The organism is Alteriqipengyuania triglochinis (genome assembly GCF_054655655.1).
Map to the genome: position 1 here is coordinate 47,226 of NZ_BAAHNC010000001.1, position 25,013 is coordinate 72,238.

General features: G+C 64.6%; 30 protein-coding genes and 1 tRNA gene. 21 read left to right on the top strand and 10 right to left on the bottom strand.

The genetic code is table 11. The features are described from left to right. The first annotated feature begins 23 nt into the window (after nt 1–23). The 14 genes from ACYQ0L_RS00255 to ACYQ0L_RS00320 all read left to right on the top strand — a co-directional run bounded on the left by ACYQ0L_RS00255 (nt 24) and on the right by ACYQ0L_RS00320 (nt 13,259). Nucleotides 24–1,556, top strand: a complete 1,533-nt coding sequence (locus tag ACYQ0L_RS00255) for an acyl-CoA carboxylase subunit beta (RefSeq protein WP_459786920.1) — start codon at nt 24–26, stop codon at nt 1,554–1,556. Between the two features lie 9 nt (nt 1,557–1,565). After that, nucleotides 1,566–2,072: a hypothetical protein gene (locus ACYQ0L_RS00260; protein ID WP_459786921.1), complete on the top strand. Its 507-nt coding sequence runs from the start codon at nt 1,566–1,568 to the stop codon at nt 2,070–2,072. Then, nucleotides 2,069–2,515 carry a methylmalonyl-CoA epimerase gene (mce, locus tag ACYQ0L_RS00265; RefSeq protein ID WP_459786922.1) on the top strand — a complete coding sequence of 149 codons (447 nt, stop codon included), beginning with the start codon at nt 2,069–2,071 and terminating at the stop codon, nt 2,513–2,515. Before ACYQ0L_RS00260 ends, mce begins: the two co-directional genes overlap by 4 nt. 157 nt (nt 2,516–2,672) lie before the next feature. Next, nucleotides 2,673–3,284 (top strand): glutathione S-transferase family protein, encoded by a 612-nt coding sequence (locus ACYQ0L_RS00270; protein WP_459786923.1) that lies wholly within the window; start codon nt 2,673–2,675, stop codon nt 3,282–3,284. Nucleotides 3,285–3,340: 56 nt separating this feature from the next. Then, a complete protein-coding gene (gene scpA / locus ACYQ0L_RS00275; RefSeq protein ID WP_459786924.1) occupies nt 3,341–5,500 on the top strand; it encodes a methylmalonyl-CoA mutase in 2,160 nt (719 codons plus the stop codon). A gap of 115 nt (nt 5,501–5,615) precedes the next feature. After that, nucleotides 5,616–5,897, top strand: a complete 282-nt coding sequence (locus ACYQ0L_RS00280; RefSeq protein ID WP_459786925.1) for a hypothetical protein — start codon at nt 5,616–5,618, stop codon at nt 5,895–5,897. 98 nt (nt 5,898–5,995) lie between these two features. Further along, nucleotides 5,996–7,288, top strand: a complete 1,293-nt coding sequence (locus tag ACYQ0L_RS00285; RefSeq protein ID WP_459786926.1) for an O-acetylhomoserine aminocarboxypropyltransferase — start codon at nt 5,996–5,998, stop codon at nt 7,286–7,288. 133 nt (nt 7,289–7,421) lie between these two features. Then, the gene (locus tag ACYQ0L_RS00290) at nt 7,422–7,790 is read left to right on the top strand and encodes a hypothetical protein (RefSeq protein ID WP_459786927.1); all 369 of its coding nucleotides are present in this window, start codon (nt 7,422–7,424) and stop codon (nt 7,788–7,790) included. 25 nt (nt 7,791–7,815) lie between these two features. Next, complete coding sequence (gene bioB / locus ACYQ0L_RS00295; protein ID WP_459786928.1) at nt 7,816–8,835, top strand: biotin synthase BioB; 1,020 nt, start codon at nt 7,816–7,818, stop codon at nt 8,833–8,835. Next, the gene (locus ACYQ0L_RS00300) at nt 8,832–9,668 is read left to right on the top strand and encodes an alpha/beta hydrolase (RefSeq protein WP_459786929.1); all 837 of its coding nucleotides are present in this window, start codon (nt 8,832–8,834) and stop codon (nt 9,666–9,668) included. Before bioB ends, ACYQ0L_RS00300 begins: the two co-directional genes overlap by 4 nt. A gap of 3 nt (nt 9,669–9,671) precedes the next feature. After that, nucleotides 9,672–10,472 carry a heme-dependent oxidative N-demethylase family protein gene (locus tag ACYQ0L_RS00305; protein ID WP_459786930.1) on the top strand — a complete coding sequence of 267 codons (801 nt, stop codon included), beginning with the start codon at nt 9,672–9,674 and terminating at the stop codon, nt 10,470–10,472. Then, complete coding sequence (locus tag ACYQ0L_RS00310; RefSeq protein WP_459786931.1) at nt 10,469–10,852, top strand: lysozyme inhibitor LprI family protein; 384 nt, start codon at nt 10,469–10,471, stop codon at nt 10,850–10,852. Before ACYQ0L_RS00305 ends, ACYQ0L_RS00310 begins: the two co-directional genes overlap by 4 nt. After that, nucleotides 10,852–12,888 carry an ATP-binding protein gene (locus ACYQ0L_RS00315; protein ID WP_459786932.1) on the top strand — a complete coding sequence of 679 codons (2,037 nt, stop codon included), beginning with the start codon at nt 10,852–10,854 and terminating at the stop codon, nt 12,886–12,888. The genes ACYQ0L_RS00310 and ACYQ0L_RS00315 overlap by 1 nt, the downstream gene beginning before the upstream one ends. Continuing rightward, entirely contained in the window at nt 12,888–13,259 is a 372-nt protein-coding gene (locus tag ACYQ0L_RS00320; protein WP_459786933.1) for a tRNA-binding protein, read from the top strand. Before ACYQ0L_RS00315 ends, ACYQ0L_RS00320 begins: the two co-directional genes overlap by 1 nt. 29 nt (nt 13,260–13,288) lie before the next feature. Here the strand turns inward: ACYQ0L_RS00320 and ACYQ0L_RS00325 are convergent, their stop codons facing one another. Genes ACYQ0L_RS00325 through ACYQ0L_RS00340 form a run of 4 tightly spaced genes read right to left on the bottom strand, consistent with a single transcriptional unit; the run spans nt 13,289 to nt 16,001 of the window. Further along, on the bottom strand, nt 13,289–13,834 hold the full coding sequence (locus tag ACYQ0L_RS00325; RefSeq protein ID WP_459786934.1) for a chloramphenicol phosphotransferase CPT family protein: 546 nt from the start codon (nt 13,832–13,834) through the stop codon (nt 13,289–13,291). Nucleotides 13,835–13,840: 6 nt separating this feature from the next. Next, nucleotides 13,841–14,311 (bottom strand): GNAT family N-acetyltransferase, encoded by a 471-nt coding sequence (locus ACYQ0L_RS00330; protein WP_459786935.1) that lies wholly within the window; start codon nt 14,309–14,311, stop codon nt 13,841–13,843. Next, nucleotides 14,311–15,441 carry a 3-dehydroquinate synthase gene (gene aroB / locus ACYQ0L_RS00335; protein ID WP_459786936.1) on the bottom strand — a complete coding sequence of 377 codons (1,131 nt, stop codon included), beginning with the start codon at nt 15,439–15,441 and terminating at the stop codon, nt 14,311–14,313. Before aroB ends, ACYQ0L_RS00330 begins: the two co-directional genes overlap by 1 nt. Further along, nucleotides 15,432–16,001: a shikimate kinase gene (locus ACYQ0L_RS00340; RefSeq protein WP_459786937.1), complete on the bottom strand. Its 570-nt coding sequence runs from the start codon at nt 15,999–16,001 to the stop codon at nt 15,432–15,434. The genes aroB and ACYQ0L_RS00340 overlap by 10 nt, the downstream gene beginning before the upstream one ends. 55 nt (nt 16,002–16,056) lie before the next feature. Between ACYQ0L_RS00340 and ACYQ0L_RS00345 the strand changes: the two genes are divergently transcribed. The 5 genes from ACYQ0L_RS00345 to ACYQ0L_RS00365 all read left to right on the top strand — a co-directional run bounded on the left by ACYQ0L_RS00345 (nt 16,057) and on the right by ACYQ0L_RS00365 (nt 21,533). Beyond that, entirely contained in the window at nt 16,057–16,209 is a 153-nt protein-coding gene (locus ACYQ0L_RS00345; protein ID WP_459786938.1) for a hypothetical protein, read from the top strand. Nucleotides 16,210–16,217: 8 nt separating this feature from the next. Continuing rightward, nucleotides 16,218–18,062, top strand: a complete 1,845-nt coding sequence (locus ACYQ0L_RS00350; protein WP_459786939.1) for a hypothetical protein — start codon at nt 16,218–16,220, stop codon at nt 18,060–18,062. 19 nt (nt 18,063–18,081) lie between these two features. Then, on the top strand, nt 18,082–18,996 hold the full coding sequence (locus tag ACYQ0L_RS00355) for a tyrosine recombinase (protein WP_459786940.1): 915 nt from the start codon (nt 18,082–18,084) through the stop codon (nt 18,994–18,996). Continuing rightward, nucleotides 18,990–19,934 carry an acetyl-CoA carboxylase carboxyltransferase subunit alpha gene (locus tag ACYQ0L_RS00360; RefSeq protein ID WP_459786941.1) on the top strand — a complete coding sequence of 315 codons (945 nt, stop codon included), beginning with the start codon at nt 18,990–18,992 and terminating at the stop codon, nt 19,932–19,934. The genes ACYQ0L_RS00355 and ACYQ0L_RS00360 overlap by 7 nt, the downstream gene beginning before the upstream one ends. Before the next feature lie 120 nt (nt 19,935–20,054). Continuing rightward, nucleotides 20,055–21,533 carry a M48 family metalloprotease gene (locus ACYQ0L_RS00365; RefSeq protein WP_459786942.1) on the top strand — a complete coding sequence of 493 codons (1,479 nt, stop codon included), beginning with the start codon at nt 20,055–20,057 and terminating at the stop codon, nt 21,531–21,533. A 93-nt stretch (nt 21,534–21,626) separates the two neighbouring features. Here ACYQ0L_RS00365 and ACYQ0L_RS00370 read toward each other — a convergent pair whose 3' ends face one another. Both ACYQ0L_RS00370 and ACYQ0L_RS00375 read right to left on the bottom strand, forming a co-directional pair. Then, nucleotides 21,627–21,809, bottom strand: coding sequence for a Flp family type IVb pilin (locus ACYQ0L_RS00370; RefSeq protein ID WP_459786943.1), 183 nt, complete (start codon nt 21,807–21,809; stop codon nt 21,627–21,629). A 117-nt stretch (nt 21,810–21,926) separates the two neighbouring features. Continuing rightward, nucleotides 21,927–22,109 (bottom strand): Flp family type IVb pilin, encoded by a 183-nt coding sequence (locus tag ACYQ0L_RS00375; RefSeq protein ID WP_459786944.1) that lies wholly within the window; start codon nt 22,107–22,109, stop codon nt 21,927–21,929. Between the two features lie 106 nt (nt 22,110–22,215). Here ACYQ0L_RS00375 and ACYQ0L_RS00380 point away from each other — a divergent pair, with 106 nt between their 5' ends. Beyond that, nucleotides 22,216–22,677, top strand: a complete 462-nt coding sequence (locus tag ACYQ0L_RS00380; protein ID WP_459786945.1) for an NUDIX domain-containing protein — start codon at nt 22,216–22,218, stop codon at nt 22,675–22,677. An 87-nt stretch (nt 22,678–22,764) separates the two neighbouring features. Next, nucleotides 22,765–22,841: transfer RNA gene (locus tag ACYQ0L_RS00385), tRNA-Arg, on the top strand. A 202-nt stretch (nt 22,842–23,043) separates the two neighbouring features. Here the strand turns inward: ACYQ0L_RS00385 and ACYQ0L_RS00390 are convergent. The 4 genes from ACYQ0L_RS00390 to ACYQ0L_RS00405 form a co-directional block, all read right to left on the bottom strand. Then, nucleotides 23,044–23,832 (bottom strand): NUDIX hydrolase, encoded by a 789-nt coding sequence (locus ACYQ0L_RS00390; protein ID WP_459786946.1) that lies wholly within the window; start codon nt 23,830–23,832, stop codon nt 23,044–23,046. Between the two features lie 227 nt (nt 23,833–24,059). Next, on the bottom strand, nt 24,060–24,389 hold the full coding sequence (gene grxD, locus ACYQ0L_RS00395; protein ID WP_459786947.1) for a Grx4 family monothiol glutaredoxin: 330 nt from the start codon (nt 24,387–24,389) through the stop codon (nt 24,060–24,062). A 37-nt stretch (nt 24,390–24,426) separates the two neighbouring features. Then, nucleotides 24,427–24,660, bottom strand: coding sequence for a BolA/IbaG family iron-sulfur metabolism protein (locus ACYQ0L_RS00400; RefSeq protein WP_459786948.1), 234 nt, complete (start codon nt 24,658–24,660; stop codon nt 24,427–24,429). A gap of 4 nt (nt 24,661–24,664) precedes the next feature. Beyond that, the gene (locus ACYQ0L_RS00405; RefSeq protein ID WP_459786949.1) at nt 24,665–24,988 is read right to left on the bottom strand and encodes a DUF1476 domain-containing protein; all 324 of its coding nucleotides are present in this window, start codon (nt 24,986–24,988) and stop codon (nt 24,665–24,667) included. Between the last annotated feature and the right edge of the window lie 25 nt (nt 24,989–25,013).

The following is a 25,013-nucleotide window of genomic DNA, read 5'->3' on the forward strand; positions in this document are numbered from 1 at the left end:
CCGACAGTTTCAGAGGGATGCCGATGTCAGCCAATATTGCCGAAATGGAAAAGCGCCGCGAGGCTGCCCGTATGGGTGGCGGCCAGAAGCGGATCGATGCGCAGCATGCCAAGGGCAAGCTGACCGCGCGCGAGCGGCTCGATGTGCTGCTCGACGAAGGAAGCTTCGAGGAGCTGGATACCTACGTCGTCCACGACTGCACCGATTTCGGCATGGAAGACCAGCAGATCATGGGTGACGGCGTCGTCACCGGGTCGGGCACGATCAATGGCCGGCTGGTCTATGTCTTCAGCCAGGATTTCACCGTGTTCGGCGGTTCGCTGTCGAAGCGCCATGCGGAGAAGATCTGCAAGGTGATGGACAGCGCGATGAAGGTCGGCGCGCCGGTGATCGGCCTCAATGATTCGGGTGGTGCGCGTATTCAGGAAGGCGTGGCCTCGCTCGGCGGCTATGCCGAGGTGTTCCAGCGCAACGTGCTCGCCAGTGGCGTGATCCCGCAGATCAGCGTCATCATGGGGCCTTGTGCTGGCGGCGCGGTTTACAGCCCCGCGATGACCGACTTCATCTTCATGGTGAAGGACAGCTCCTACATGTTCGTCACCGGGCCCGACGTGGTGAAAACGGTCACCAACGAAGTCGTCACGCAGGAAGAGCTGGGCGGCGCGATCACCCACACCACCAAGACCAGCGTGGCGGACGATGCGTTCGAGAACGACATCGAAACGCTGATGGCGACGCGCCGCTTCTTCGACTTCCTCCCGCTGTCGAACCGCGAGCCGGTGCCCGACATGCCGAGCAATGATCCGTGGGACCGGGTGGAGGAAAGCCTCGACACGCTGATCCCCGACAATGCCAACCAGCCGTATGACATGCACGAGGTCATCTCGAAGGTGCTAGACGACGGCGACTTCTTCGAGATCCAGCCCAAGCACGCGGGCAACATCATCTGCGGCTTCGGCCGCGTCGAAGGCCGCACCGTGGGCGTGGTCGCCAACCAGCCGCTGGTGCTGGCGGGCGTGCTCGACATCAACTCGTCGAAGAAAGCCGCGCGTTTCGTGCGCTTCTGCGACGCGTTCGACATTCCCATCCTGACCTTCGTCGACGTGCCCGGCTTCCTCCCCGGCACCAGCCAGGAACTCGGCGGCATCATCAAGCACGGCGCGAAGCTGCTGTTCGCCTATGCCGAGGCGACCGTGCCCAAGATCACCGTCATCACCCGCAAGGCCTATGGCGGCGCGTATGACGTGATGGCGAGCAAACACCTGCGGGGCGACCTCAACTACGCCTGGCCGACCGCCGAGATCGCGGTGATGGGCGCGAAGGGCGCGGTGGAGATCATCTTCCGCCAGGACCGCGACGACCCCGACAAGATCGCCGAGAAGACCAAGGAATACGAGGACCGCTTCGCCAACCCCTTCGTCGCCGCCTCACGCGGCTATATCGACGAGGTTATCTACCCGCGCTCCACCCGGCGGCGGATTGCGCTGGGGCTGCGCAAGCTGCGCGGCAAGGAACTGAGCAACCCGTGGAAGAAGCACGATAATATTCCGCTTTAGGTAGACAGCATGGAAGCTCTTATCTCCGGCGGGCTACCAATTCTCACCCTGCTTTTGGGCTGGGGGCTGGCCAAGTGGAACGAGGATCGAAAATCGCGTCTGGAAAGGCGTTTAGAGGCCTATTCTGCGTTCATCGAAATCTGGGCGGTTGCCGAACGACCAGACTTTGGCGCGGTTATGGCAAAACTACTAAGTGGTCAGCCACGGACTGACGGAGAAGAGCAAGTTTTAACGTTCGTCAAAGAGCGTTTCGACCATGCGCACAGTAAATTGATGGTTCATGGTTCGCCGAAAGTAATCCGGGCGCTAAGCAATTTCTACTCAAACACTGATGAGACGATGTCAGACGAAAAGAAGGCTGCTCTTGTGGGGTTATTAGAAGCCATGCGCGCTGATGCAGATTCCGGTAAGCATGCTGAGTTCGCAGCGGATGTCGACAATATTATGATTGGTGGACCAGTGGAAAGGCGGCAACGTATCATCCAACGCAACAAAGCGAAGGAGCTCAAAGAGTGAAACTCGGCCGTCTCAACCATATCGGCGTCGCGACGCCTTCGATCGCGGACTCCGTCGCCTATTACCGCGACACGATGGGCGCGGTGCGGATCACCGAGCCGTTCGACCTGCCCGAACAGGGCGTGAAGGTCTGCTTCGTCGATACGCCCGACAGTACGGGCGAAGTCGGCAAGGGTACGCAGATCGAGCTGATCGAGCCCTATGACGAAAGCTCCCCCATCAACGGTTTCCTCGCCAAGAACCCCTCCGGGGGCCAGCACCATGTCTGCTACGAAGTGGAAGACATCGAGCAGGCTCGCGAATGGTTCGAAGCGAAGGGCAAGCGCATCCTCGGCCCGACGCGCATTGGCGCGCACGGCACGCCGATCTTCTTCCTCCACCCCAAGGACATGGTGGGCCAGCTGACGGAGATCATGGAGACGCCGAAGGACGGCGCACACTGATCTGGCGAAGGGTTGAGGGTGGGCACCGATCCGCGCCTCAGCTCGTCGCCCCTGCGAAGGCAGGGGCCCAGCTGACCTTGCCGACGAGAACAGCCCTTATCTGGATCCCCGCCTTCGCGGGGATGACGAAAGAAGGGACTAAGGAGAGGAACCTGTGATGCTGTTCTACGATAGCCCCAACCCAGCGCCCAATCCGCGCCGCGTGCGCATCTTCGCCGCCGAAAAGGGCATCGAGCTACCCTCCAAGGAAGTCTCGATCCCGCAGCGCGAGCAGAAGGCGCCCGATTACCTCGCCAAGAACCCGCGCGGGCAGACGCCGATCCTCGAGCTCGACGATGGCACGGTGATTGCCGAGAGCGTGGCGATCATGCGCTATCTCGAAGCGCTGCATCCCGAGCCGCCGCTGTTCGGCAGCACCCCGCTCGAAATCGCGCAGATCGAGATGTGGTGCCGCCGGGTCGAGATGATCCTGATGCCGCCGGTCGCCGCCGTGTGGGTCCACACGCATCCTTTCACCGCCGCGCTGCCGGGCCGCAATGCCGAGTGGGGCGAAGCCAACCGCCCGCGCGTGGCCGAAGCGCTGAAGTTCTTCGACCGCTCGCTGGCAGAGACCGAATACTTCGCGGGCGACAGCTACACCGCTGCCGACATCCTGCTGCTCACCACTGTCGATTTCGCGAAGTTCATCGGCCTCGACACGACCGAAGGGCTGGATGCCTTGGGCGATTGGCACACCCGCGTCTCCGCGCGAGAGAGTGCAAACGCCTGACGGGCACTGCGCGTCGCGCGTTGCATAGGCGCGATACGAGGCGCTAGGGGAGGGGCATGACTGACAAGACCCCCAACTACGACGACTGGCAGGCCAAGGCCGACAAGGAAGTTAAAGGCCGCGACCTGACCTGGCACACGCTGGAGGGCTTCGATGTGAAGCCGCTCTACACGGCCGAGGATACCAAGGACATCGACCCCGGCCTGCCGGGTTTCGAACCGTTCACGCGCGGGCCCTACGCGAGCATGTATACCGGCCGCCCGTGGACCATCCGCCAGTATGCGGGCTTTTCGACCGCCGAGGAATCGAACGCCTTCTACCGCCGCAACCTCGCCGCCGGGCAAAAGGGGCTGAGCGTCGCCTTCGACCTCGCCACGCACCGCGGCTATGACAGCGATCATCCGCGCGTGGTCGGCGATGTCGGCAAGGCGGGCGTCGCGATCGACACCGTGGCGGACATGCAGATCCTGTTCGACCAGATCCCGCTCGACACGATGAGCGTCTCGATGACGATGAACGGCGCGGTGATCCCCGTGCTGGCGTTCTACATCGTCGCGGCGGAGCGCTCGGGCGTCAGCCAGGACAAGCTTTCCGGGACCATCCAGAACGACATCCTCAAGGAGTTCATGGTCCGCAACACCTACATCTACCCGCCCGAACCGAGCATGCGGATCGTGAGCGACATTATCGCCTACACATCCGACCACATGCCGCGTTTCAACAGCATTTCCATCAGCGGCTATCACATGCACGAAGCGGGTGCGACGGCGGTGCAGGAGCTCGCCTTCACCATCGCCGACGGCAAGGAATACGCCCAGCGCGCGATGGACACCGGCCTCGACATCGACGCCTTCGCCCCGCGGCTCAGTTTCTTCTGGGGCATCGGGATGAACTTCTTCATGGAAGTCGCCAAGATGCGCGCCGCGCGCGCGCTTTGGCACGACGTGATGACCGATCTGGGCGCGCAGAATCCGAAGTCCAAGATGCTGCGCACGCATTGCCAGACCTCGGGTGTCTCGCTGCAAGAGCAGGACCCTTACAACAACGTCATCCGCACCACGATCGAGGCGATGGCGGCAGTGCTGGGCGGCACGCAGTCGCTCCACACCAATGCGCTGGACGAGGCGATCGCGCTGCCGACCGACTTCTCCGCCCGCATCGCGCGCAACACGCAGCTGGTGCTGGAGGAAGAGACCGGCATCACCAACGTCGCCGATCCGCTGGGTGGCTCGTATTATGTCGAGGCGCTCACCGCCAAGCTGGTCGAGGAAGCCAAGAAGATCATCGACGAGGTCGACGCAGCGGGCGGGATGACCAAGTTCGTCGCCACGGGTGAACCCAAGCGGCGGATCGAGCAGGCGGCGGCCGAGAAGCAGACCAATGTCGATCGCGGCGAGACGGTGATCGTCGGCGTGAACAAGTACCGGCGCGAGACCGAGGACGAGATCGAGACGCTCGATATCGACAACCACAAGGTCCGCCAGTCGCAGATCGCGCGGCTGGAGAAGGTTCGCTCCCAGCGCGATAACATTGCCTGCCAGGCCGCGCTCGACGCGCTGGCGCGCGGCGCGGCGCAGAAGGAAGGCAACCTGCTCGCGCTCGCAGTCGAAGCGGCGCGGCACGATGCTACGCTGGGCGAGATTTCCAGCGCGATGGAAGACGTCTTCGGGCGTTACGACACCAAGCCGACCCCGGTGAGGGGCGTCTATTCCAAGGCCTATGCGTCGGACAGTCGCTACAGCCAGGTCGTGCAGGGCGTCGACGCGGTCGAGCAGCGGCTGGGCCGCAAGCCCAAGCTCATGGTCGCCAAGATGGGCCAGGATGGCCACGATCGCGGTGCCAACGTGATCGCATCCGCCTTCGCCGACATGGGCTTCGATGTCGTCTCTGGCCCGCTGTTCCAGACCCCGCAGGAAACGCTCGAAATGGCGCTGACTGAAGGTGTCGACGCAATCGGCGCGTCTTCGCTGGCGGCGGGTCACAAGACGCTGATCCCCGAGCTGATCCGGCTGCTGAAAGACGCGGGCCGCGGCGACATCAAGGTGACCGCCGGCGGCGTGATCCCGCAAAGCGACTACCAGTTCCTGCGCGATGCAGGCGTGCAGGGCATTTACGGCCCCGGCAGCAACGTGGTCGAATGCGCGGCGGACATGCTGCGGCTGCTCGGCCACAACATGCCACCGCCCGATGACGAGATGGACGAGGCGGCGGAGTGACGACCTCGCCATTCGTCATTGCGAGCGTAGCGACGCAATCCAGGGCGGCACGTCCCAGCTCTGGATTGCCGCGTCGCCTGTGGCTCCTCGCAATGACGTTGGAGGATCCGGCGGAGTGAAGATTATCGCCATTTGTTTCGGTTTGATTTCGCTGACAGGTTGCGGCGAACCGGACACTTGGAACGGTTGGGTCTACCCCGACGGCGCAAATCTCCTAGTCGATCAACCAATTGGTGAGTTTGAGACGTTGGAGCTTTGCCGCGACACAGCCTTGGCAAAGCTGGAGAGTGAAAAGCTCTATCGCGATGGGAAACCTGTAAAGGGTGACTACGAATGCGGCTTGAACTGTGAATCATCGGCCCAAGGCATCAATATATGCGAAGAAACGAGTCGTTAGTTGAATGACCCGAGATCGCGCAGGCTGTGCCGACCCATCCGTGCAATAGCAGTGCGATTTACTACCCACCCACACCGACCAAATGGAGCCCCCCCCCGATGACCGAACTCCACCCCGAAACGCTCGCCGTCCACGCCGGGTGCGAGCCTGATCCGACCACGAACGCGCGCATTACGCCGATCTACCAGACGGCGAGCTACGTGTTCGACAGCCCCGAACATGCGGCCAACCTGTTCTCGCTGTCGGAATTCGGGAACATTTATTCGCGTATCATGAACCCGACCAACGACGCGCTGGAGAAGAAGATCGCGGCGATGGAAGGCGGCGTGGGCGCGCTGGCCGTCGCGTCGGGCCACGCCGCGCAGCTGATCGCGTTCCACACGCTGATGGAGCCGGGCTGCAATATCGTCGCGGCGCGCAAGCTGTATGGCGGATCGCTCAACCAGATGGGCGAGGCGTTCCTCAAATTCGGCTGGGAAACGCGCTTCGTCGATGCCGACGACCCCGAAAATATCCGCGCCGCGATGGATGACAAGACGCGCTGCGTTTTCATCGAAAGCCTCGCCAATCCGGGCGGTGTGGTCAGCGATATTTCCGCTATTGCCGACGTGGCCCACGCGGGCGGTGTGCCGCTGATCGTGGACAACACCATGGCCAGCCCTGCGCTGTGCAAGCCGTTCGATTTCGGCGCGGATATCGTCACCCATTCGACCACCAAGTTCCTCAACGGCCACGGAAATGCCATCGGCGGCGTGATCGTCGACAGCGGCAAGTTCGACTGGAAGGCACAGGGCGACAAGTTCGCCTCGCTCACCCGGCCCAACGGGTCGTACCACGGCGCGGTGCTGGTCGATGCGCTGGAACCGGTCGGCCCGATCGCCTTCATCATCGCCTGCCGCGTGCTCGGCCTGCGCGATCTCGGCCCGGCGCTCGCACCGATGAACGCCTTCCTCGCGCTGACGGGGATGGAAACGCTGCACCTGCGGATGGACCGCCATTGCGAGAATGCGCGCGATCTGGCCGAATGGCTCAAGGGGCACGAGAAGGTGGCCTGGGTATCCTACGCCGGATTGCCGGATAGCGACTATCACAGCCTCGCTAAGAAATACCTCGGCGGGCGCGGCGGCGCGGTGTTCACCTTCGGCCTGAAGGGCGGATACGACGCAGGGACGGCGCTGGTCTCCAACGTGAAGCTGTTCAGCCACCTCGCCAATATCGGCGACACCCGCTCGCTCATCATCCACCCCGCCTCGACGACGCATAGCCAGCTCGGCGAAACCGAGCTGATCGCGGCGGGCGCGGGGCCCGATGTGGTGCGCGTGTCGGTCGGCATCGAGAATATCGAGGACATCAAGGCCGACCTTGAGCAGGCTCTGGCCGAGGTGGGTTGAGGAACAGCTGAGTGACACTTCCTCCCCTCGTCACCCCGGACTTGATCCGGCGTCCCGCTTCTTCTTTGGTACCGCACGGAAAGAAGCGGGCCCCCCGCCTGCGCGGGGGTGACGAGGTTAGGGAGACGATGGAGTGATCGAGCTACTTCTTATTGCGCTGGCCGCTCCTCGGGAGCCGGTCGAACCACAGGATGAGTGCGCCATAACCGCTCCCATCCGTGATCCCATGATCTGCGAGCCGATTTTCGAGGTCGGAGGTGTAGCCATCTACAATCTGGAGAGCGTCGCGGTTGGGCCGATTGAACGGATGTATCAATTCCGGCAGGACATCGCGCATTGCGGGCTGGCCAGCCGTATCGATGGGGTCGATGATAGAATAGCGGTGTACGATATCGTCAATGCAGATGAGGACAGCCGGGCCTGCGTGTTCAAATGGATCGACACAAACGCGCCCGAGCTCAAATTCTCCGAAGAGAAGCTCGCTTCCTTTTTCACCCTGTGACTCACTTTTACAGTTGGAACCATCGTTGACCCAAATCCGCACCGACTGGACCCGCGAAGAAATCGCGCAGCTTTTCGACCTTCCCTTCACCGAGCTGCTGTTCCAGGCCGCAAGCGTTCACCGCGAGAACCATCCGCCCGAACAGGTCCAGCTGTGCACGCTGCTCAGCATCAAGACCGGCGGGTGTCCGGAGGATTGCGGCTATTGCTCGCAGTCGGTGAAGGCCGATAGCGGCGTCGAGGCGACGAAGCTGATGGATGTGCGCGCCGTGCTGCAAACCGCGGCGCAGGCGAAGGATGCAGGCAGCCAGCGCTTCTGCATGGGTGCCGCATGGCGCAACCCCAAGGACCGCGACATGCCCGCGATTATCGAGATCGTGAAGGGCGTGCGCGAGATGGGGCTTGAGACCTGCATGACGCTGGGCATGCTGACGCCCGAACAGGCGGATATGCTGAAAGAGGCGGGGCTCGATTACTACAACCACAATGTCGACACCGGCCCGGAATATTACGAGCGCGTGATCTCGACCCGCAATTATCAGGACCGGCTCGATACGTTGCAGAACGTGCGCGATGCCGGGATCAACGTGTGTTCCGGCGGGATCGTGGGCATGGGCGAGACGCGCGAGGATCGCGTCGGCTTCGTCCACACGCTCGCCACGCTGGAAAAGCATCCTGAAAGCGTGCCGGTGAATGCGCTGGTCCCGGTCAAGGGCACGGTGCTCGGCGACATGTTGGCCGATACGCCGCTCGCCAAGATCGACGATATCGAATTCGTCCGCACGGTCGCGGTCGCGCGGATCACCATGCCGATGAGCATGGTGCGCCTCAGCGCGGGCCGCGAAAGCATGTCCGAGGCCACGCAGGCGCTGTGCTTCCTCGCGGGCGCGAACTCGATCTTCACCGGCGACAAGCTGCTGACCGCCCCCAATGCGGGCGACGACAGCGACGGCGCGCTGTTCGCAAAGCTCGGCTTGATGCCGTTGCAGGGCGCGGAACCGATGCGGGCCTGCGGACGTGAGCAGGACATGGAGCCTGCCGAATGAAAATGCTGTTCGCCATGATGGTGCTGGCGCTTTCGGCTCCTGCTCTCGCGCAGGAGCCTGCAAGCGCCGAACCGATCACCATCGGGGCGACGCATCTGATCGAATATATCGAAAGCGACCCACGTCAGATCAATGTCTACCTGCCCGATGGCTATGCGGACGGGACAGAGCCGTATCCGGTCCTCTATCTGATAGACGGCGGGCTCGATCAGGATTTCCTGCATGTCGCGGGCACCGCCGCGCTCAATGCTCTGTGGGGCCGCTCCCAGCCCGTGATCGTGGTCGGTATCCAGACCGATGATCGCCGCGCCGAGCTGATCGGCGACGAGGGCAATGCCGAGGAGCGCGAGCGTTTCCCCACCGCGGGTGATGCGGCGAAGTTTCGCGCCTTCATTCGCGACAAGGTAAAGCCGCTGGTCGAGGCGAACTATCGCACCGCCGGCGAAGATGCGGTGATGGGCGAATCGCTCGCCGGGCTGTTCATCGCGGAAACCTGGCTGGTCGAACCCGACCTGTTCGACAAATACGCCGCGATCGACCCGAGCCTGTGGTGGCACGACGTCGCACTCGGCAAATGGGCGGCTGCCGTGGTGAAAGACGGACGCGAGCGGGGACCGATCCTCCTCAGCTTCTCCAACGAAGGCCCGATGACCGAAAAGGGCACGCGGCTGGTGGCAGAGGCTGGCGGGGAGACAGCATGCCTGCTCCCCCGTAGCGACCTGACCCACGCCACCGCCTATCATGTGCTGACCCCGCAGGTGCTCCAATTCCTGTTCCCGACCGGTGCGGAGGTCGACGAGGAGTGGGGCTTCACCGTGGACTGCGCGAGCTAGGAATTGTCGCTTGGCTTCGCCGTCGACGAGTTGCTGCCTCACGCGCGTGGTGGCGGGAAACTCAAGATGGGGCTGGTGAAGCTGGGCGGGAACGAGTGGCTCCAGCCCGATCCCGACCTTGCCGCGCGTGCGGAAGGCTTCGCGGCGTTCCCCGACGGTATTCAGCTGACACCCGAGGGCGAGGCCGCAGGCCGCGAACTGGCCACCGGGCTCGGTGTCTCTGGCGGGCTGGTCGACGCTGCTCACGCGCATCACGAGGACATGTGCCTGCTCACGCGCCGCGATGGGGAGGAGTACTATCGCCTGGTCGGGGCGGCGGTCGCGTGGCCGTCCGACTGGACGCCCGCCGACAAGATCGGGCTCCCCTTGCGCGCGCTCCACGCGCCGATTCAGGGCTACGAGGAACAGCTCGCCAGCGGGGTCGACCGCTTCATGGGAAAGCTGCGGGCAGGGCCGATATATGGCCGCGCGAACTGGTTCATGGCCGCAACGCCCGACATGCGCTGGGTTGCCGAGCCGCCCGAACGGGCCTTCGCGCATGTCACGCAGGGCAATGCGGGGGAGACGCTGTTCGTCCGCTCCGAACGCCAGACGCTGCGCCGCCTGCCGCGCACGGGCGCGATTCTGTTCACCATCGGCATTTATGTCGCGCCGCTCGGCACGCTATCTCCCGCCAATACCGCGCGACTCGCCGATGCCACCGCAAGGCTGATCGCGGGAGAAAGCGAACGGCGGGGCACGGGGGCTTACGCTCATGCGTTAATCGGCTATGCGATGAAACGAAGAGAGGAGGCCGGATCATGATCCTGACCGCTTTGGCGCTGCTGGCCAGCGCGCAAGCCGCCGAGCCCAAGGTCGATTGCGATAACGCGATGACCCAGATGGCTATGAATATCTGCGCCGGTCGCGAGTACCAGGCGAGCGACCGCGAACTCAACGCGGTCTGGAAAAAGGCTGCTTCGCGCGCGAAGGAGACCGACAAGGCAGTTGGCGGGGGCACGCAGCACCGCGAGCTGCTGGCCGCGCAGCGCGCCTGGCTGACCTATCGCGACGCGCATTGTTCGTTCGAGGCCAACCAGTATCGCGGCGGTTCGATCATGCCGCTGATCCGCTCGACCTGCCTCACCGCGCTGACCGAGGCGCGCACCAAGCAACTACGTGAATATCTGGAGTTTCCGGGCTAGTGTTTTCCAAGATCCTGATTGCCAACCGCGGCGAGATTGCCTGCCGCGTCATCCAGACCTGCAAGCGGATGGGGATCGCCACCGTGGCGGTCTATTCCGATGCCGATGCCCGCGCGCCCTTCGTGAAGATGGCGGACGAGGCTTTGCATATCGGCCCCGCGCCGGCGGCCGAAAGCTACCTGCTGGCGGACAAGATCATCGAGGCGTGCAAGCAGACCGGGGCCGAAGCGGTCCATCCGGGCTATGGCTTCCTGTCAGAACGCGCGAGCTTCGTCGAAGCGCTGGACAAAGAAGGCATCGTCTTCATCGGCCCGCCGGCCAAGGCCATCGCCGCCATGGGCGACAAAATCGAATCGAAGAAACTGGCCAAGGAAGCGGGCGTGAACACCGTGCCGGGCTCCAAGGACGCGATCGATACCACCGAGGAAGCGCTCAAGATCTCGAACGAGATCGGCTATCCGGTGATGATGAAGGCGTCCGCCGGCGGCGGCGGCAAGGGCATGCGCCTCGCCTGGAACGACACTGATGTGGAAGAAGGCTTCGAGGCGACCAGGCGCGAAGGGCTTAACTCCTTCGGCGATGACCGCGTGTTTATCGAGAAGTTCATCGAAGACCCGCGCCATATCGAGATCCAGATCCTGGCCGACCGGCAGGGCAACACGCTCTATCTCAATGAGCGCGAATGCTCGATCCAGCGCCGCCACCAGAAGGTGGTCGAGGAAGCGCCGTCACCCTTCGTTACGCCCGAAATGCGCGAGGCGATGGGCGAGCAGGCGGTCGCGCTGTCGCAGGCGGTGGGGTACTTCTCCGCCGGGACGGTCGAACTTATCGTTAGCGGCGCGGACACGACGGGGGAGAGCTTCTACTTCCTCGAAATGAACACCCGCCTGCAGGTGGAACACCCGGTGACCGAGGCGATCACCGGTATCGATCTGGTCGAGTGGATGATCCGCGTGGCGGCGGGCGAGGAACTGCCCTTCAAGCAGGACGATATCGAGATCGACGGCTGGTCGATCGAAACCCGCGTCTATGCCGAAGACCCGTATCGCAATTTCCTGCCTTCGATCGGGCGGCTGGTCCGCTACGAACCGCCGGTTCCCGGCTGGACGGGCAACAGCGGCCCTGCCGGGCGGCGCGGCTACGAGATGGGCGGCGGCGGCATCCGCGTGGATGACGGCGTGTTCGAAGGCGGCGAAGTTTCGATATTCTACGACCCGATGATCGCCAAGCTGATCACCTGGGGGCCGACCCGCGATGCTGCGGCGGACCTGCAGGTCGAAGCGCTCGACGCATTCCGCATCGACGGTCCGGGCCACAATGTGGATTTCCTGTCCGCGATCATGCAGCACCCGCGCTTCCGCTCGGGCGAGCTGACCACCGGCTTCATCGCGGAAGAATATCCCGATGGCTTCCAGGGTGCGGCGGCGGATGAGGACCGGGTGCGGCTGGTCGCAGCGCTGATGGCGGGCGCGCAATGCTCGCTCATGGCGCACGAGGGGAGCATTTCGGGTCGGCTCGATGGCCCCCCCGAGGTGCCGTCCGACTGGGTCGTCAAAATAGACGGTCGCAAGTTCGAGGTGACGCTGGGCGAAGGCGGGGCAACCGTCGATGGCGAGTGGATCGCAGGCAAGACCGACTGGCAGCCGGGCATGGTGCTCGCCGCGGCAAGCGGGAACGGCGAGAATCTCGGCATCCAGCTGCGACGGGAAAGCAGCGCGATCTGGGCGCTGACCACGCGTGGCAAAACTCACAAGGGAATCGCGGTGCCCGCGCGGCTCGCCCCGCTGCTCGATCACATGATCGAGAAGGAACCGCCCGATCTTTCCAAGATGCTGATTTGCCCGATGCCGGGCCTGCTGGTGAAACTGCACGTGGCCGAGGGTGACGAGGTTCAGCCGGGTCAGCCGCTCGCCACGGTCGAGGCGATGAAGATGGAGAACATCCTGCGTGCCGAGAAGGAAGGCACGATTTCCTCGATCAACGCTGCGGAGGGCGACAGCCTTGCCGTGGACGAGGTGATCCTGGAGCTTGAATAGTGCACCTCTCGCATGAACCCGATACGCCTGCGGCTGAGGAAACCAGCTTCGACCAGTTCCTGAAGGTCGATATCCGCGTAGGCACGGTACTGGCGGCACATGAGTTTCCCGAAGCGCGCAAGCCTGCCTACAGGCTGGAGATCGACTTCGGGCCGACGATCGGCGTGAAGAAAACCAGCGCGCAGATCACCGCGAATTACTCCCGCGGGGAACTTGTCGGGCGGCAGGTCGCGGCGGTGGTCAACTTCCCGCCGCGGCAGATCGGCCCGGCGATGTCCGAAGTGCTGACGCTGGGCTTTGCGGACGATGCGGGGGAGGTCGTGCTGTTCTCGCCGGACAAGCCGGTGCCCGACGGGTCGCGGTTGTTTTAGCCACAGTAACGCTCGTAATGGCGGGGCCGCTAGGCAAGCGCGTCGAGGATTGCCTGAGCGCATTGCTCCGCTGAGCGCGCACCCGCATCGACCACCTGATCGTACTCGATCCCATTATGCAGGTGCCCGGCCTGTCCGCGGGCGAGGCCGATCAGGCGATCGCCCCGTTCGCGTTCGCGGCGCTCGATTTCGTCGAGGTGGGCAGTGACTTTCACTACGTGCACGCTGTGCCCCGCGAGCCGCTGCCGATAGTCGGTGATCGCGGGCGCCGTGCAAACCTCGTCTACCACGACATCGAAGCCCTTGTCGGCGAGATCGGCAATGGTCTTGCGCATCGTGGCGAGCAGCTTCGCGCCCAGGGGGCCGCTGGTAATCGCAACCACCGGTCCACCTTCTGCCTCGTCATGCTCGACCGGAAACCAGTCTGGTGCGAACTCGCGACCATCAGGCAGCATGGCAATGAAACCGTCCATCGAAAGATGCAGGAAATCAGCAAGGGCGGTCTTCTGTATCGCTTTCGCCAGAGTGGTCTTGCCCACGCTGCTGACGCCGTTGAGGATGATGACGGTCGCCATTTCCGATCACTCGGGTGATAGGTCGAGGTGCAGGCACTGGTTGAAATCGGTGTTGCTGTAGTCGGCAAATGCCTCGCCATTGCGAAAGCCGCGCGCACGATACAGCGCCAGCGCGGGTTCGAACATCGGCCCTCTGCCGGTTTCCAGGCTGAGCCGCACGATCCCTTCGCCGCGTGCGGTTTCGACAATTGCTTCCAGCAGCGCCCGCGCCAAACCCTGCCGTAAAGCGTCGGGACGGGTACGCATCGACTTAATCTCGGCATGATCGGGGGTGAGACGCTTGAGCGCGCCCATTCCGAGCAGCTCATCGCCGCGCCATGCGCCGAATATTGTGATGGCAGTATCGGCTAGGCCCGACAGGTCGAGCGCGAAGGCCTGCCCAGGCGGCGATCCGGCGCGCATCTGCCGGACGTGATCCAGCGCAAGCGCTCTAACCTGTGCGTTCTCGAGCGAGACTTCGCGAAGCTCGAGCGTCATCAATGCGCCTGCAACTGCTCGTCGAGGAATGCGGCGACCTCGGTCAGATCGACATCGCGCGCGACATAGGCCTCGCCGATGGAGCGCAGCAGGATGAAGGGCACGGTGCTCGCCTCGGCCTTCTTGTCGTTGCGCATGTGGTGGGCGAGGGCGGTGCCGTCGCAATCGAGGTTGAGCGCGGCGATCTCGGTTGGCAGGCCGGCGCGCGCGAGCGCGTCGGCGACCCTCTCGGCATCCCCCAGCGAGATCAGCTCGCGCCGGGCGGAGAAGCGCGCGGCCAGCACCATGCCAAGCGCCACCGCTTCGCCATGCAGCAGCTTGTCGGAAAAGCCCGTTTCCGCCTCCAGCGCATGGCCGAAGGTGTGACCGAGGTTGAGCAGCGCGCGGGCGTCCCTCGTTTCGCGCTCGTCCTCGGCGACGATCCGCGCTTTCATACCCACGCAATGCGCGATCACCGGCTCCAGCATGGCATCGTCGCACGCTATGATCGCACCGCTGGTCTCGTCGACCCGTGCGAAGAAATCCGCATCGCCGAGCAGGCCGTACTTGAACACTTCCGCCAGCCCGGCGCGCATCTCGCGCTGGGGCAGGGTGGCAAGGCAGGCAATGTCGGCCAGCACCAGCGCAGGCTGGTGGAATGCGCCGATCAGGTTCTTGCCCGCGCTCGCATTGATCGCGGTCTTCCCGCCGACGCTTGAATCGACCTGCGCCAGCAGCGTGGTCGGCAGCTGAACGAAGCCGCACCCGCGCTTCAGGATCGCGCAGGCGAAGCCGACCAGATCGCCGACCACCCCGCCGCCCAATGCGAAGACATGGTCCGAGCGGGTAATGCCGCGCTCCAGCAACCAGTCGGTCAGCTTTTCCAGCTCGGCCCAGCTCTTCGATCCTTCGCCCGGCGTCACCTCGTACCAGTCGATCGCATGCCCGGCAGAACGGAAGGATGCCTGCAGGCGTTCGCCCAGCAGCCGCTTCGCATTCGCGTCGGCCACCACAGGGATGGCGCGCTTGGCAAAGGGTTCGATAAAGGCGTGCGCCTCGCAATGTGCGATATCCAGCAATCCTGCGCCGACGCGCACCTGATAGCTGCGCCCGGCGAGCGCGACGTCCACCCTGGTAGGGGCTACAGCCATTGTTCGAGTCCTTCGATAATCGCCCATGCGGTACGTGTATGCGGGCCTTTCTGCCCCTCCACCCGGATCGGTGCCTCGCGGTAGAACGGCGTGCGCTCGCGTATCAGCCTGTCCAGAATCTTTGCGGGATCGCCATCGCGCAGCAGCGGGCGATGATCGCGCCGCCCGGTGCGCTCCACGAGAGTTTCGAGGTCGCAATCGATCCACACCGCAATCGCGCGGTCGAGGATCAGAGCGCGGGTCCCTGGATTTACGAAGGCCCCGCCGCCGGTTGCGATCACCCCGTGGCCTTCCTCTATCAAGCGGGCGATCACGCGGCGTTCACCGTCGCGAAAATAATCCTCGCCGAACTCGCTGAAGATCTCCGCGATGGAAAGCTTGGCCGCGTCTTCGATGGCGTCGTCGGTATCGATGAAGCTGCGCCCAAGGATCGTGGCGAGCCGCCGCCCGACGGTCGATTTGCCCGCCCCCATCAGGCCGACCAGCACGATCGGCCGATCCAGCCGCGCATTGATCGCGGCAAGGCGGGCCTCAGCGGCAGGGGAAGGCACGGGCTCCATTGCTCGGCGGCGTAGAGATGGGCTAGGGCGAAGGCAATAAAGGGTATCGGATCGCGTGCAGATAGAGATTTCAAGACCGGCGCTCCAGCGCATTGCGGTGGGCGTTCTGGTCGTCCTCCTCGTCCTCGCATGGGCGTGGTGGGATGGCGGGGAGGAACCGTTGCGTCCGATGTCGGAAACGATTGCCCTGCCGGAGGTGAGCGAATGAGCGTGCGGATGAAGGCAACTATGCTGGGCGGAGCGGCACTTGCAGTGCTGGCGGCGCCGATCGCCCTGGCGGCGGGCAATCCTGAATCGCTGCTGCCACCCTCCATGCAGGATCCGGCCCCCGCGCCGTCTCCCGCACCTGCGCCGAGCCCGGCCCCCACCGCCACCCCTGCGCCCACCGCATCCCCCGTGGTCCAGGAGACCGGCGATAATTCCGGGGCCGGAGATGCAGGATCGGGCGCGCCCGCGACATCGTCCGGCGGCCGCCTGCCGACGCTCGAAGAACTGGAAGCGCTCGATCCGGACGAACTGGACGAACTGCTCGGCCTCAAGCCCAAGTTCGACATTCCCGCAGCCCAACGCCGGAATACGACGCGGGTGGGCATTCTTGCGGAAGACGAGGGCGGCCTGCCTGCCGCCTCTCTCGCCCGCCAGCCACAGTCGCTGGTCCGCGCCGCGATCGCCGGTACGCAGGGGCGGCTCGTCTCGCGCTGGGGGCACATCGCGCTGCGCCGCGCGCTCGCCAGCCGCCTCGCACCCCCTTCGGGGATGAGCGGGACGGAGTTTGCGGCACTGCGCGCCCAATTGCTCAACCGGATGGGCGAGTTCGGCGCGGCCCGGGCGATCGCGCAGGATGTCGACGTCGACAGCTGGAACACCCGCCTCGCCAATGCGGCGGTCGACGCCTATATCGCGACCGGTGACATTGCCGGGGCATGTCCGCTCGCGGTGCTGCGCGGCGGCTATCGCGACGATACGCAGTGGCGCATGCTGCGCTCCATCTGCAGCGCCTATGGCGGCGAGACCGCGCGTGCCCGCAACGACCTGATCCGCCTGCGCGACCGCCTCGACGGCGAGGAAACGCAGGCCGTCGACGTGCTGCTGGCTCAGCGCTTCGCGGGGGCCGCCGGGCTCGGCAACAGTACGGTGACCATCGAATGGGACGATGTCGACGAGCTGACGCCGTGGCGGTACGGCCTTGCCACCGCGCTCGGCATCGACATCCCCGAACGGCTGATCGACGATGCAGGGCCATACTACCAGCGCGCCGCCGCCGCGCTGCCGTCGCTGCCGCTGTCGCAGCGCCTGACCGGCGCCCGCCGCGCCGCGCGCGAGGGGATATTCTCCTCTGCCGCGCTGATCGATCTCTATTCGCAGGCCTACGCGACGAGTGGGAACGAAGGTGCCATCGGGACCGATGCGAGCCTGCTGCGCACCGCCTATGTCGCCCCCGACGCTGCGGCGCGCCTCGGCGCGATCCGTTCGCTGTGGGGGGAGGGGGCGCAGATCCCCTACGACCGGCAGGTGCTGACCGCCTATGCCGCCGCGCGCATTCCGGCGAGCGATAGTTTTACCGCCGATGCCGGCCCGCTGATCGCCTCCATGCTGACTGCCGGGCTCGATCGCGATGCCGCGCGCTGGAGCGGTATCGTCGACGAAGGCGATGCAGGCTGGGGCCTGCTCGCGGTTGGCCTGCCGGGTGACGAGAATGTCTCCAACGGTGCGATCGATGCCTTCCGCGACAATGATTCGAGCACGGGCGGCCGCCGTACCGGCTTCCTGGTCGCCGGGCTGGCCGGGCTGGGCCGCCTGTCCGACGGGACGCGCAGCAACTGGGATCGTGAGCTGGCCCTCGATCTGGCGCGTGAAACCCGCTGGAGCGCGATGATCTCGCGCGCGGGCGAGGTGAACAATGCCGCGCTCGTGACCTTCCTGATGGGGCTGGGGATGCAGGGCGACGACTGGAACGGGATGACGCCGCGCCATCTCTACCACATCGTATCCGCGCTCCGCCGCAGCGGGATGGAGGCAGAAGCGCGCATGATCGCTGCGGAGGCGGTCGCGCGCGGGTAGCCTCGCCGCGCAATTCGACATGGCCGATGCGGCGATAGAGGATTTCTTGGCAGCACTGGCGGTGGATCGTGGGGCTGCGGAGAACACGCTGGCTGCCTATCGCCGCGATCTGGAAGGCGCTGGGCGAATCGTCGGCCCGCTCTCCGATGCGGCGCGGCACGATCTGGCGAAGCTCGGCCCCGCATGGGCCAGCCTTGCGCCGGCGACCGTTGCCCGCAAAAGCTCCGCCCTGCGGCAGTTCTTCGCCTTTCTTGAGGACGAGGGGGTGCGGTCCGACAATCCATCCGCCGCGCTGCCCAATCCCGCCAGGCGCCGTAACCTGCCCAAGGTGCTCGACCACGCGCAGATCGCCGCGCTGTTCGCGCAGGCCGAGAGCGAAGCGGAGGGCGAGGATCCCACTGCACTGCGACTGCTCGCGATGCTCGAACTGCTCTACGGCTCGGGCCTGCGCGCGACCGAACTGGTCGCCCTGCCGCTGGCCGCCGTGCCGCGCGACGCGCCGTTCCTGACCATTACCGGCAAGGGCGGCAAGGAACGGCTTGTGCCGATGGGCACGCGGGCGCGGGTGGCGGTCTCGCGCTGGCTCGCGGTGCGGCCCGAAGGCTCGCCGTGGCTGTTTCCATCGCGCGCGCGCCATCTCACGCGGATCAGGCTCTACCAGCTGATCAAGGCTCTGGCGGAGCGGGCAGGCGTGCCGCCCGACAGGATCAGCCCGCATGTCCTGCGCCACGCCTTCGCCACGCACCTGCTCGAAGGCGGGGCGGATCTGCGCGCCTTGCAGACGCTGCTGGGCCATGCGGACATCGCCACGACGCAGATCTACACCCATGTCGAGGCGGCGCGGCTGGTTGCGCTTGTCAACGAAAGGCACCCGCTTAGCGCGCAAGGCGACTTGCGCGAGCGGCAACAGCCGGATAGCGCGGACCAATGCTGACTTTTCTCGACTTCGAGAAGCCCGTGGCCCAGCTGCAGGCTCAGATCGCCGAATTGCGCGGTGCGCATGATAGCGACACGATCGACATCGCCGACGAACTGGCCAAGCTGGAGGCCAAGAGCGCAGACATGCTCAAGGGCCTCTACGCTTCGCTTTCGCCATGGCAGAAGACGCAGGTCGCGCGGCACCCGCAGCGGCCGCATTTTCGCGACTATGTTGAGCACGCCTTTACCGATTTCATGCCGCTGGGCGGGGATCGCTATTTCGGCGAGGACGAGGCGATCCTTGGCGGTTTCGCGACTCTGCGCGGCCGGCAGGTGATGCTGATCGGGCACGAGAAGGGGCACGACACGCAAAGTCGCCTCCGGCACAATTTCGGCATGGGCAAGCCCGAAGGCTATCGCAAGGCGATCCGCCTGATGGACCTTGCCGGGCGGTTCGGCCTGCCGGTAGTCACGCTGGTCGATACCTCGGGCGCGTTTCCGGGGATCGAGGCGGAAGAGCGCGGCCAGGCAGAGGCGATCGCCCGCTCGACCGAGGCGTGCCTTGCGCTGCCCGTCCCGATGGTCGCGACCATCGTGGGCGAGGGCGGCTCGGGCGGCGCGGTTGCCCTGGCGAGCGCGGAGCGCGTGCTGATGTTCGAACACGCCGTCTATTCGGTCATCTCGCCCGAAGGCTGTGCCTCGATCCTGTGGCGCACTGCAGAGAAGGCACCCGATGCGGCAGAGGCGATGAAGGTGACCGCGCAAGACCTGAAGGAACTCGGCGTGATCGACCGGATCGTGCCCGAGCCTGTCGGCGGCGCGCATCGCGATCCGCAGGCGGCGATCCGCTATCTTGCCGACACCATCGACGATGAATTGGGCCAGCTGGACGGGCAGGACAGCGTGCGCCTGCAGGAGCGGCGTGCAGAGCGCTACCTCGCCATCGGCGCCTGAGCGCGGCAGCTCTGCGAATCGGGAACCGCGCGCGGTATTGGCCTGTTGAGGGCCCATACCGCGAGTGGTGCATCGATTGCTTCCCCTCGCGCAAAAAACGCATCAGGGGAGTATTTCCGTATGAGCCGCCGCAAGATTCTCGCTTTCGCTTCGCCGCTCGCCCTCGCGCTGAGCCTTTCCGGCTGCGCCGCCGTAGGCGGGGGCAACATCCCGAGTGCGAATACCCCGATCACGCAGAACGAGGCGCAGCAGGGGCGCGAGTACCACTCGCAGATCCTGCAGGAATTCGGCGGCGCGATGCAGGGCAACACCGCCGGCTACGTGCGCGGCGTGGGCCAGAAGATCGCGGTCCAGTCGGGCCTTGCCAGCACGCCGGGCGCGTTCACCGTCTCGCTGCTCAACAGCTCGGTCAACAACGCCTTCGCGACCACTGGCGGGTACGTCTACACCACGCGCCAGTTGGTCACGCTGATGAATAACGAGGCAGAGCTTGCCGCCGTTCTCGGTCATGAGGTCGGCCACGTCGCCGCGCGCCACTCCCAGCGGCGCCAGCAGGCGCAGCAGCAGAACACACTGCTCGGCGCGGCTGGTGCGATCCTGTCTGGCATCCTGCTCGGCGACAGCCAGCTTGGCTCGACGCTGGGGCGCGCCGCGCTGCAAGGGTCGCAGCTGCTTACGCTGGGCTTCTCGCGCGATCAGGAGCGCGAGGCGGACGTCTTGGGTGTGCGCTATCTGTCGCAGGCAGGCTACGATCCGCAGGCGATGAGCACCGTCCTGGAAAGCCTTGCGCGCCAGTCTTCGCTCGACGCGCAGCTGCAGGGGCGCGACAATGCGAGCCTGCCCGAATGGGCGTCCACCCACCCCGATCCAGCAAGCCGCGTGCGCGAGACCGCCACGCTTGCGCAGGGGCGGCCCGGCACCACGCTCAACCGCGAGGTCTTCCTGCGCAATATCGACGGGTTGATCTATGGCGACGATCCCGAGCAGGGCATCGTCGAAGGACGGCAGTTCATTCATCCGCAGCTGCGCTTCGCCTTCACCGCGCCGCAGGGCTTCTATCTCGTCAACGGCACGCAGCAGGTGACGATCAACGGCCAGTCGGGCCAGGCGGAGCTGCGCGTCGCACAGTCGAGCGGCAGCCTGACGCAGTTCGTCAGCCAGGCATTCCAGTCGCTGTCGAGCCAGCAGCAGCGGATCAATCCGCAAATCCAGACCACAACCGTCAACGGCCTGCCTGCCGCGTACGGCACCGCGCGCGCCAATTCGGGCAACGGCCAGGTCGAGGTGATCGTCTTCGCCTATGATATGGGCGGTGGCCAGACCTACTACTACCAAGCGATCGCGCCGGCGGGCCGCGCGTCGGTGTTCACCCCGATGTTCAACTCGTTCCGCCGGATCAGCGCTGCCGAAGCGGACCAAGTCGTGCCGCGCGTGCTCGACGTCGTGACAGTTCAGCGTGGCGATACGGTTTCCTCGCTATCGCGCCGGATGGCCTATTCCAACGGTCAGGAAGCGCGTTTCCGGGTGCTCAACAGCCTCGACAGCAACGAAGGTCTGCAGGCGGGCCAGCAGGTCAAGATCGTGGTGCGCGGCCGATAGCCGTGGCTGCACGGTCTTGCGCACAAACAAAAACGGCGGGGATCGCTCCCCGCCGTTCTCAACTCGTGTAAGGGCTGTAGCCCAAACTAAGCCTTAATCTGTCGGAGCCTGGTTGTCGTTCAGTTCGTTCGACACGCCGTTGAACGTGTTTTCGAGCGAACCGCCGAGGCTGGTCATAGCGGTGATCGCTGCAACAGCGATAAGGGCGGCGATAAGGCCATACTCGATGGCCGTCGCGCCCTGTTCGTCGTTCAGCAGCTGCTTGAGGAATTTCATATTCGGTCTCCTGTTTCGTCTTCGTAACCCGGCTCCGTCCACGTCCCTTTGGAAAGAGCTACCGCCGGTTTAGGCTCCAAGAGTTGAGAATTCCCTAAACGCCGTGGGTGCAAGCCTTCAGGACCGCTCCACCGCTTGCTTCGAAGTCTCGCTTACCTTCTGCCAGACGTCGATAACGTTCTCGGCGAAGATCCCGATCGCGCCCACCATCGCGAGGAAGATGAGCGCAAGGATCAGGCCGTATTCAACGGCCACGGCCCCCGAATTGTCGTTGCAAAGTCTCGTCCAGATGCGTTTCATCGATGCCCCCTCAATTGCGGATCGCGATCCTGCCTCTCATAAGGAGACGCCATCGCGGCCATGTGTGGCCGATCAGGCTTAAGGACGCGTAAAGGCTGAAGTTCGAGTGGAAAATATTCCGACATACCTGCCCGTGGTGGCAGCCGCGATCGGGCCCGACGGCGCGGGGCAGTGGCTGATGCATCGCCGGCCGCAGGGCAAACAGCATGGCGGATTGTGGGAGTTTCCGGGCGGCAAGATCGACCCGGGGGAGGGTGCGCGCAGCGCGCTGGCACGCGAGATCGCGGAGGAATGCGGGATCGTGCTGGATACGGATGCCATGCGCGAAGCGGCCTTCGCTGCGGACGAGGCCTCGACCGCCGGGCTTGGTCGACCGATTCTGCTGCTGCTCTACGCCTGTGCCCGCTGGCAGGGGCAGGCGCGTTCGCTCGAGGGTGGAGAATGGCGCTGGTTCAGTCCTGACGAGATCATGGGGCTCGAAAAGCCCCCGCTCGACGGGCAACTGGCGGCGCAGGTCTTCGCAAAAGTGCACGTGCCGGGGCAGGAGCAGGCTGGGCAAAGCACCTAACTCCGCCATTCGGTGAGAAATCTCCCGGATTTGTCGATAAAGCCATTGCCAAGATTAAATGCCCTGCCTATGTGCGGCGCCTCACAAGCGCCCGTAGCTCAGCTGGATAGAGCACCAGACTACGAATCTGGGGGCCGGAGGTTCGAATCCTTCCGGGCGCGCCATTAAAAAGCCCCGGGCCCTCAAAGGGTGCCGGGGCTTTTTGATTGATGGCTCGCAGGAAACCCTCGGGCACCAAGCCGGGCGCAGCAGATTGGCCGCCCGCGCGCTCCCCCGCAGCTATTGAGGTCCCGCTATCGGGGCAGATCGCGGCATTGCGAACACAGGATTGGCGCGCGCTACGCCCGATGGTGTCTCTGGGCCCCGCTAGCCGCGTTTCGCGTCGTCCAGCAGCACGGAGGTGATCGGGTAGCCGCAGTCGTCCGGGATGCACAGGCTGCGCCCCACGGGCCGCTCCTCGATCCATGGCACGATCATGCGCACCGGAGTCTCTTCTGCATGCGTGCGTGCGGCGTCGAACGTCTCGAACTGCGCCAGCCTTTCGAGGTTGCGCAGGGTTGGGAAGATCACCTTGATCTCGCCGCGTTCCGACGCCGCGATGGCGTCCGCGGCGCCGATCCAGAAAAGCCGTGTGTTCTCGCCCGCATCGACTGCGATATCGACCGCGCCCGTGCCGAGATCGGCGAGATAGAAGCGCGTGTCGAAGATGCGGGGCAGCCGCTCTTTCTTGGGAAACCAGCGCGCGAAGGGTGTCAGATCGTCCAGCGCGAGCGTCCAGCCCATCCGGGCGAGCACCGGGGCCAGCGCTTCCTCGTGGAGCAGGATCTCGCGGGCCTCGGCGGCGCGCTGCGCGTCGATATCTCCGCGCAGACCGAGCGCGAGACCGGTTTCTTCGAGCGTTTCACGGATCGCGGCGACGCGATGGGCGGCCTCGTCGATGTCCGGCACATCCAGACACGCTGCGAGTTCGCGGTCGCCCGGATCGACCCGGCCGCCGGGGAACACCGCCATGCCGCCTGCAAAGGCAAGCGAGCGATTGCGGACCTGCATTAAAATCTGGGAAGGGCCGCCATCGGGTGCGTGGCGGAAAATGACGACCGTGGCGGCGGGAATACCCTCGCGGTGATCGTCCTCATGCTGTTCGTACGCCGTCATGCCGATCGACCTGGCCTGCTGTCGGGAATTTTTACAACGGCGAAAGGGCGCCCCCGGCTGTTAACCAGACCGAGGCGCGCAGTCCGGTCGTTCCGCAAAACTGGCACGGGGGATGCATGGAAGTCTGCGTCCCTGACTTTCGTCAAGAGGCGGAGCCAAAAGGTCTCCTGGCTCCGCCTCCCCGAAAGTTTTTCAAACCGGCGCAACGTCCCACCCGCGTCGGTCGATCAGTCGGCGGTCTTCACGCCTTTGTCGGTGAACATCTGCTGGAGTTCGCCCGCTTCGAACATCTCGGTCATAATGTCCGAACCGCCGACGAATTCACCCTTCACGTAAAGCTGGGGGATGGTCGGCCAGTCGGAAAAAGCCTTGATGCCCTGACGAACCTCCATGTCCTGCAGCACGTCGACGCTTTCATAGGTCACGCCGCAATGGTCGAGGATGTGAACCGCCCGGCTGGAAAAGCCGCACTGCGGGAAAAGCGGGGTGCCCTTCATGAACAGGACGACCTCGTTTTCGCCGACGATGCCGGAAATGCGTTCTTTGGTATCTGCCATTTTGAATAAACCGCCGTTTGCTTTTAGCTCTTCAAGGTCACTTGGGAGCCTCGGTGGTAAGTTGCAAGGCGTGCAGCACGCCGCCCATCTTCCCGTCGAGCGCTTCGTACACCATCTTGTGCTGCTGAACGCGGCTCTTTCCTGCGAATTGTGGGGCGCTGACCTTGGCAGCCCAGTGGTCGTTGTCCCCCGCGAGATCGCGCATTTCGACCTCGGCCCCGGGCAGGGCCTCCTTGATCATCGCCTCGATTTCTTCTGCCTTCATCGGCATGGAATTATGCCCCGCCGATGAGCTGGCGACGAGCCTCGATCTCGCATTCGGCAAGCTTGGCCCGCACTGCGGCTTCGTCCACATCGCAGCTGGCGGCGGTGAGATCGCCCAGCACCTTGCGGATCACGTCCTCGTCGCCCGCTTCCTCGAAATCGGCCTGGACCACCGCCTTGCGGTAGCTGTCGGTCTCTTCTTCGGTCAGGTTCATGAGGTCTGCCGCCCATTCGCCGAGCAGGCGATTGCGCCGCGCTGCCACCTTGAAAGCGGTCTCCTCGTCGAACGCGTACTTTGCTTCTTCGCCCCGTTCGCGGTCCTTGAAGCTGGTCATATCGGTTGCTGCCTTTCGAATGCGC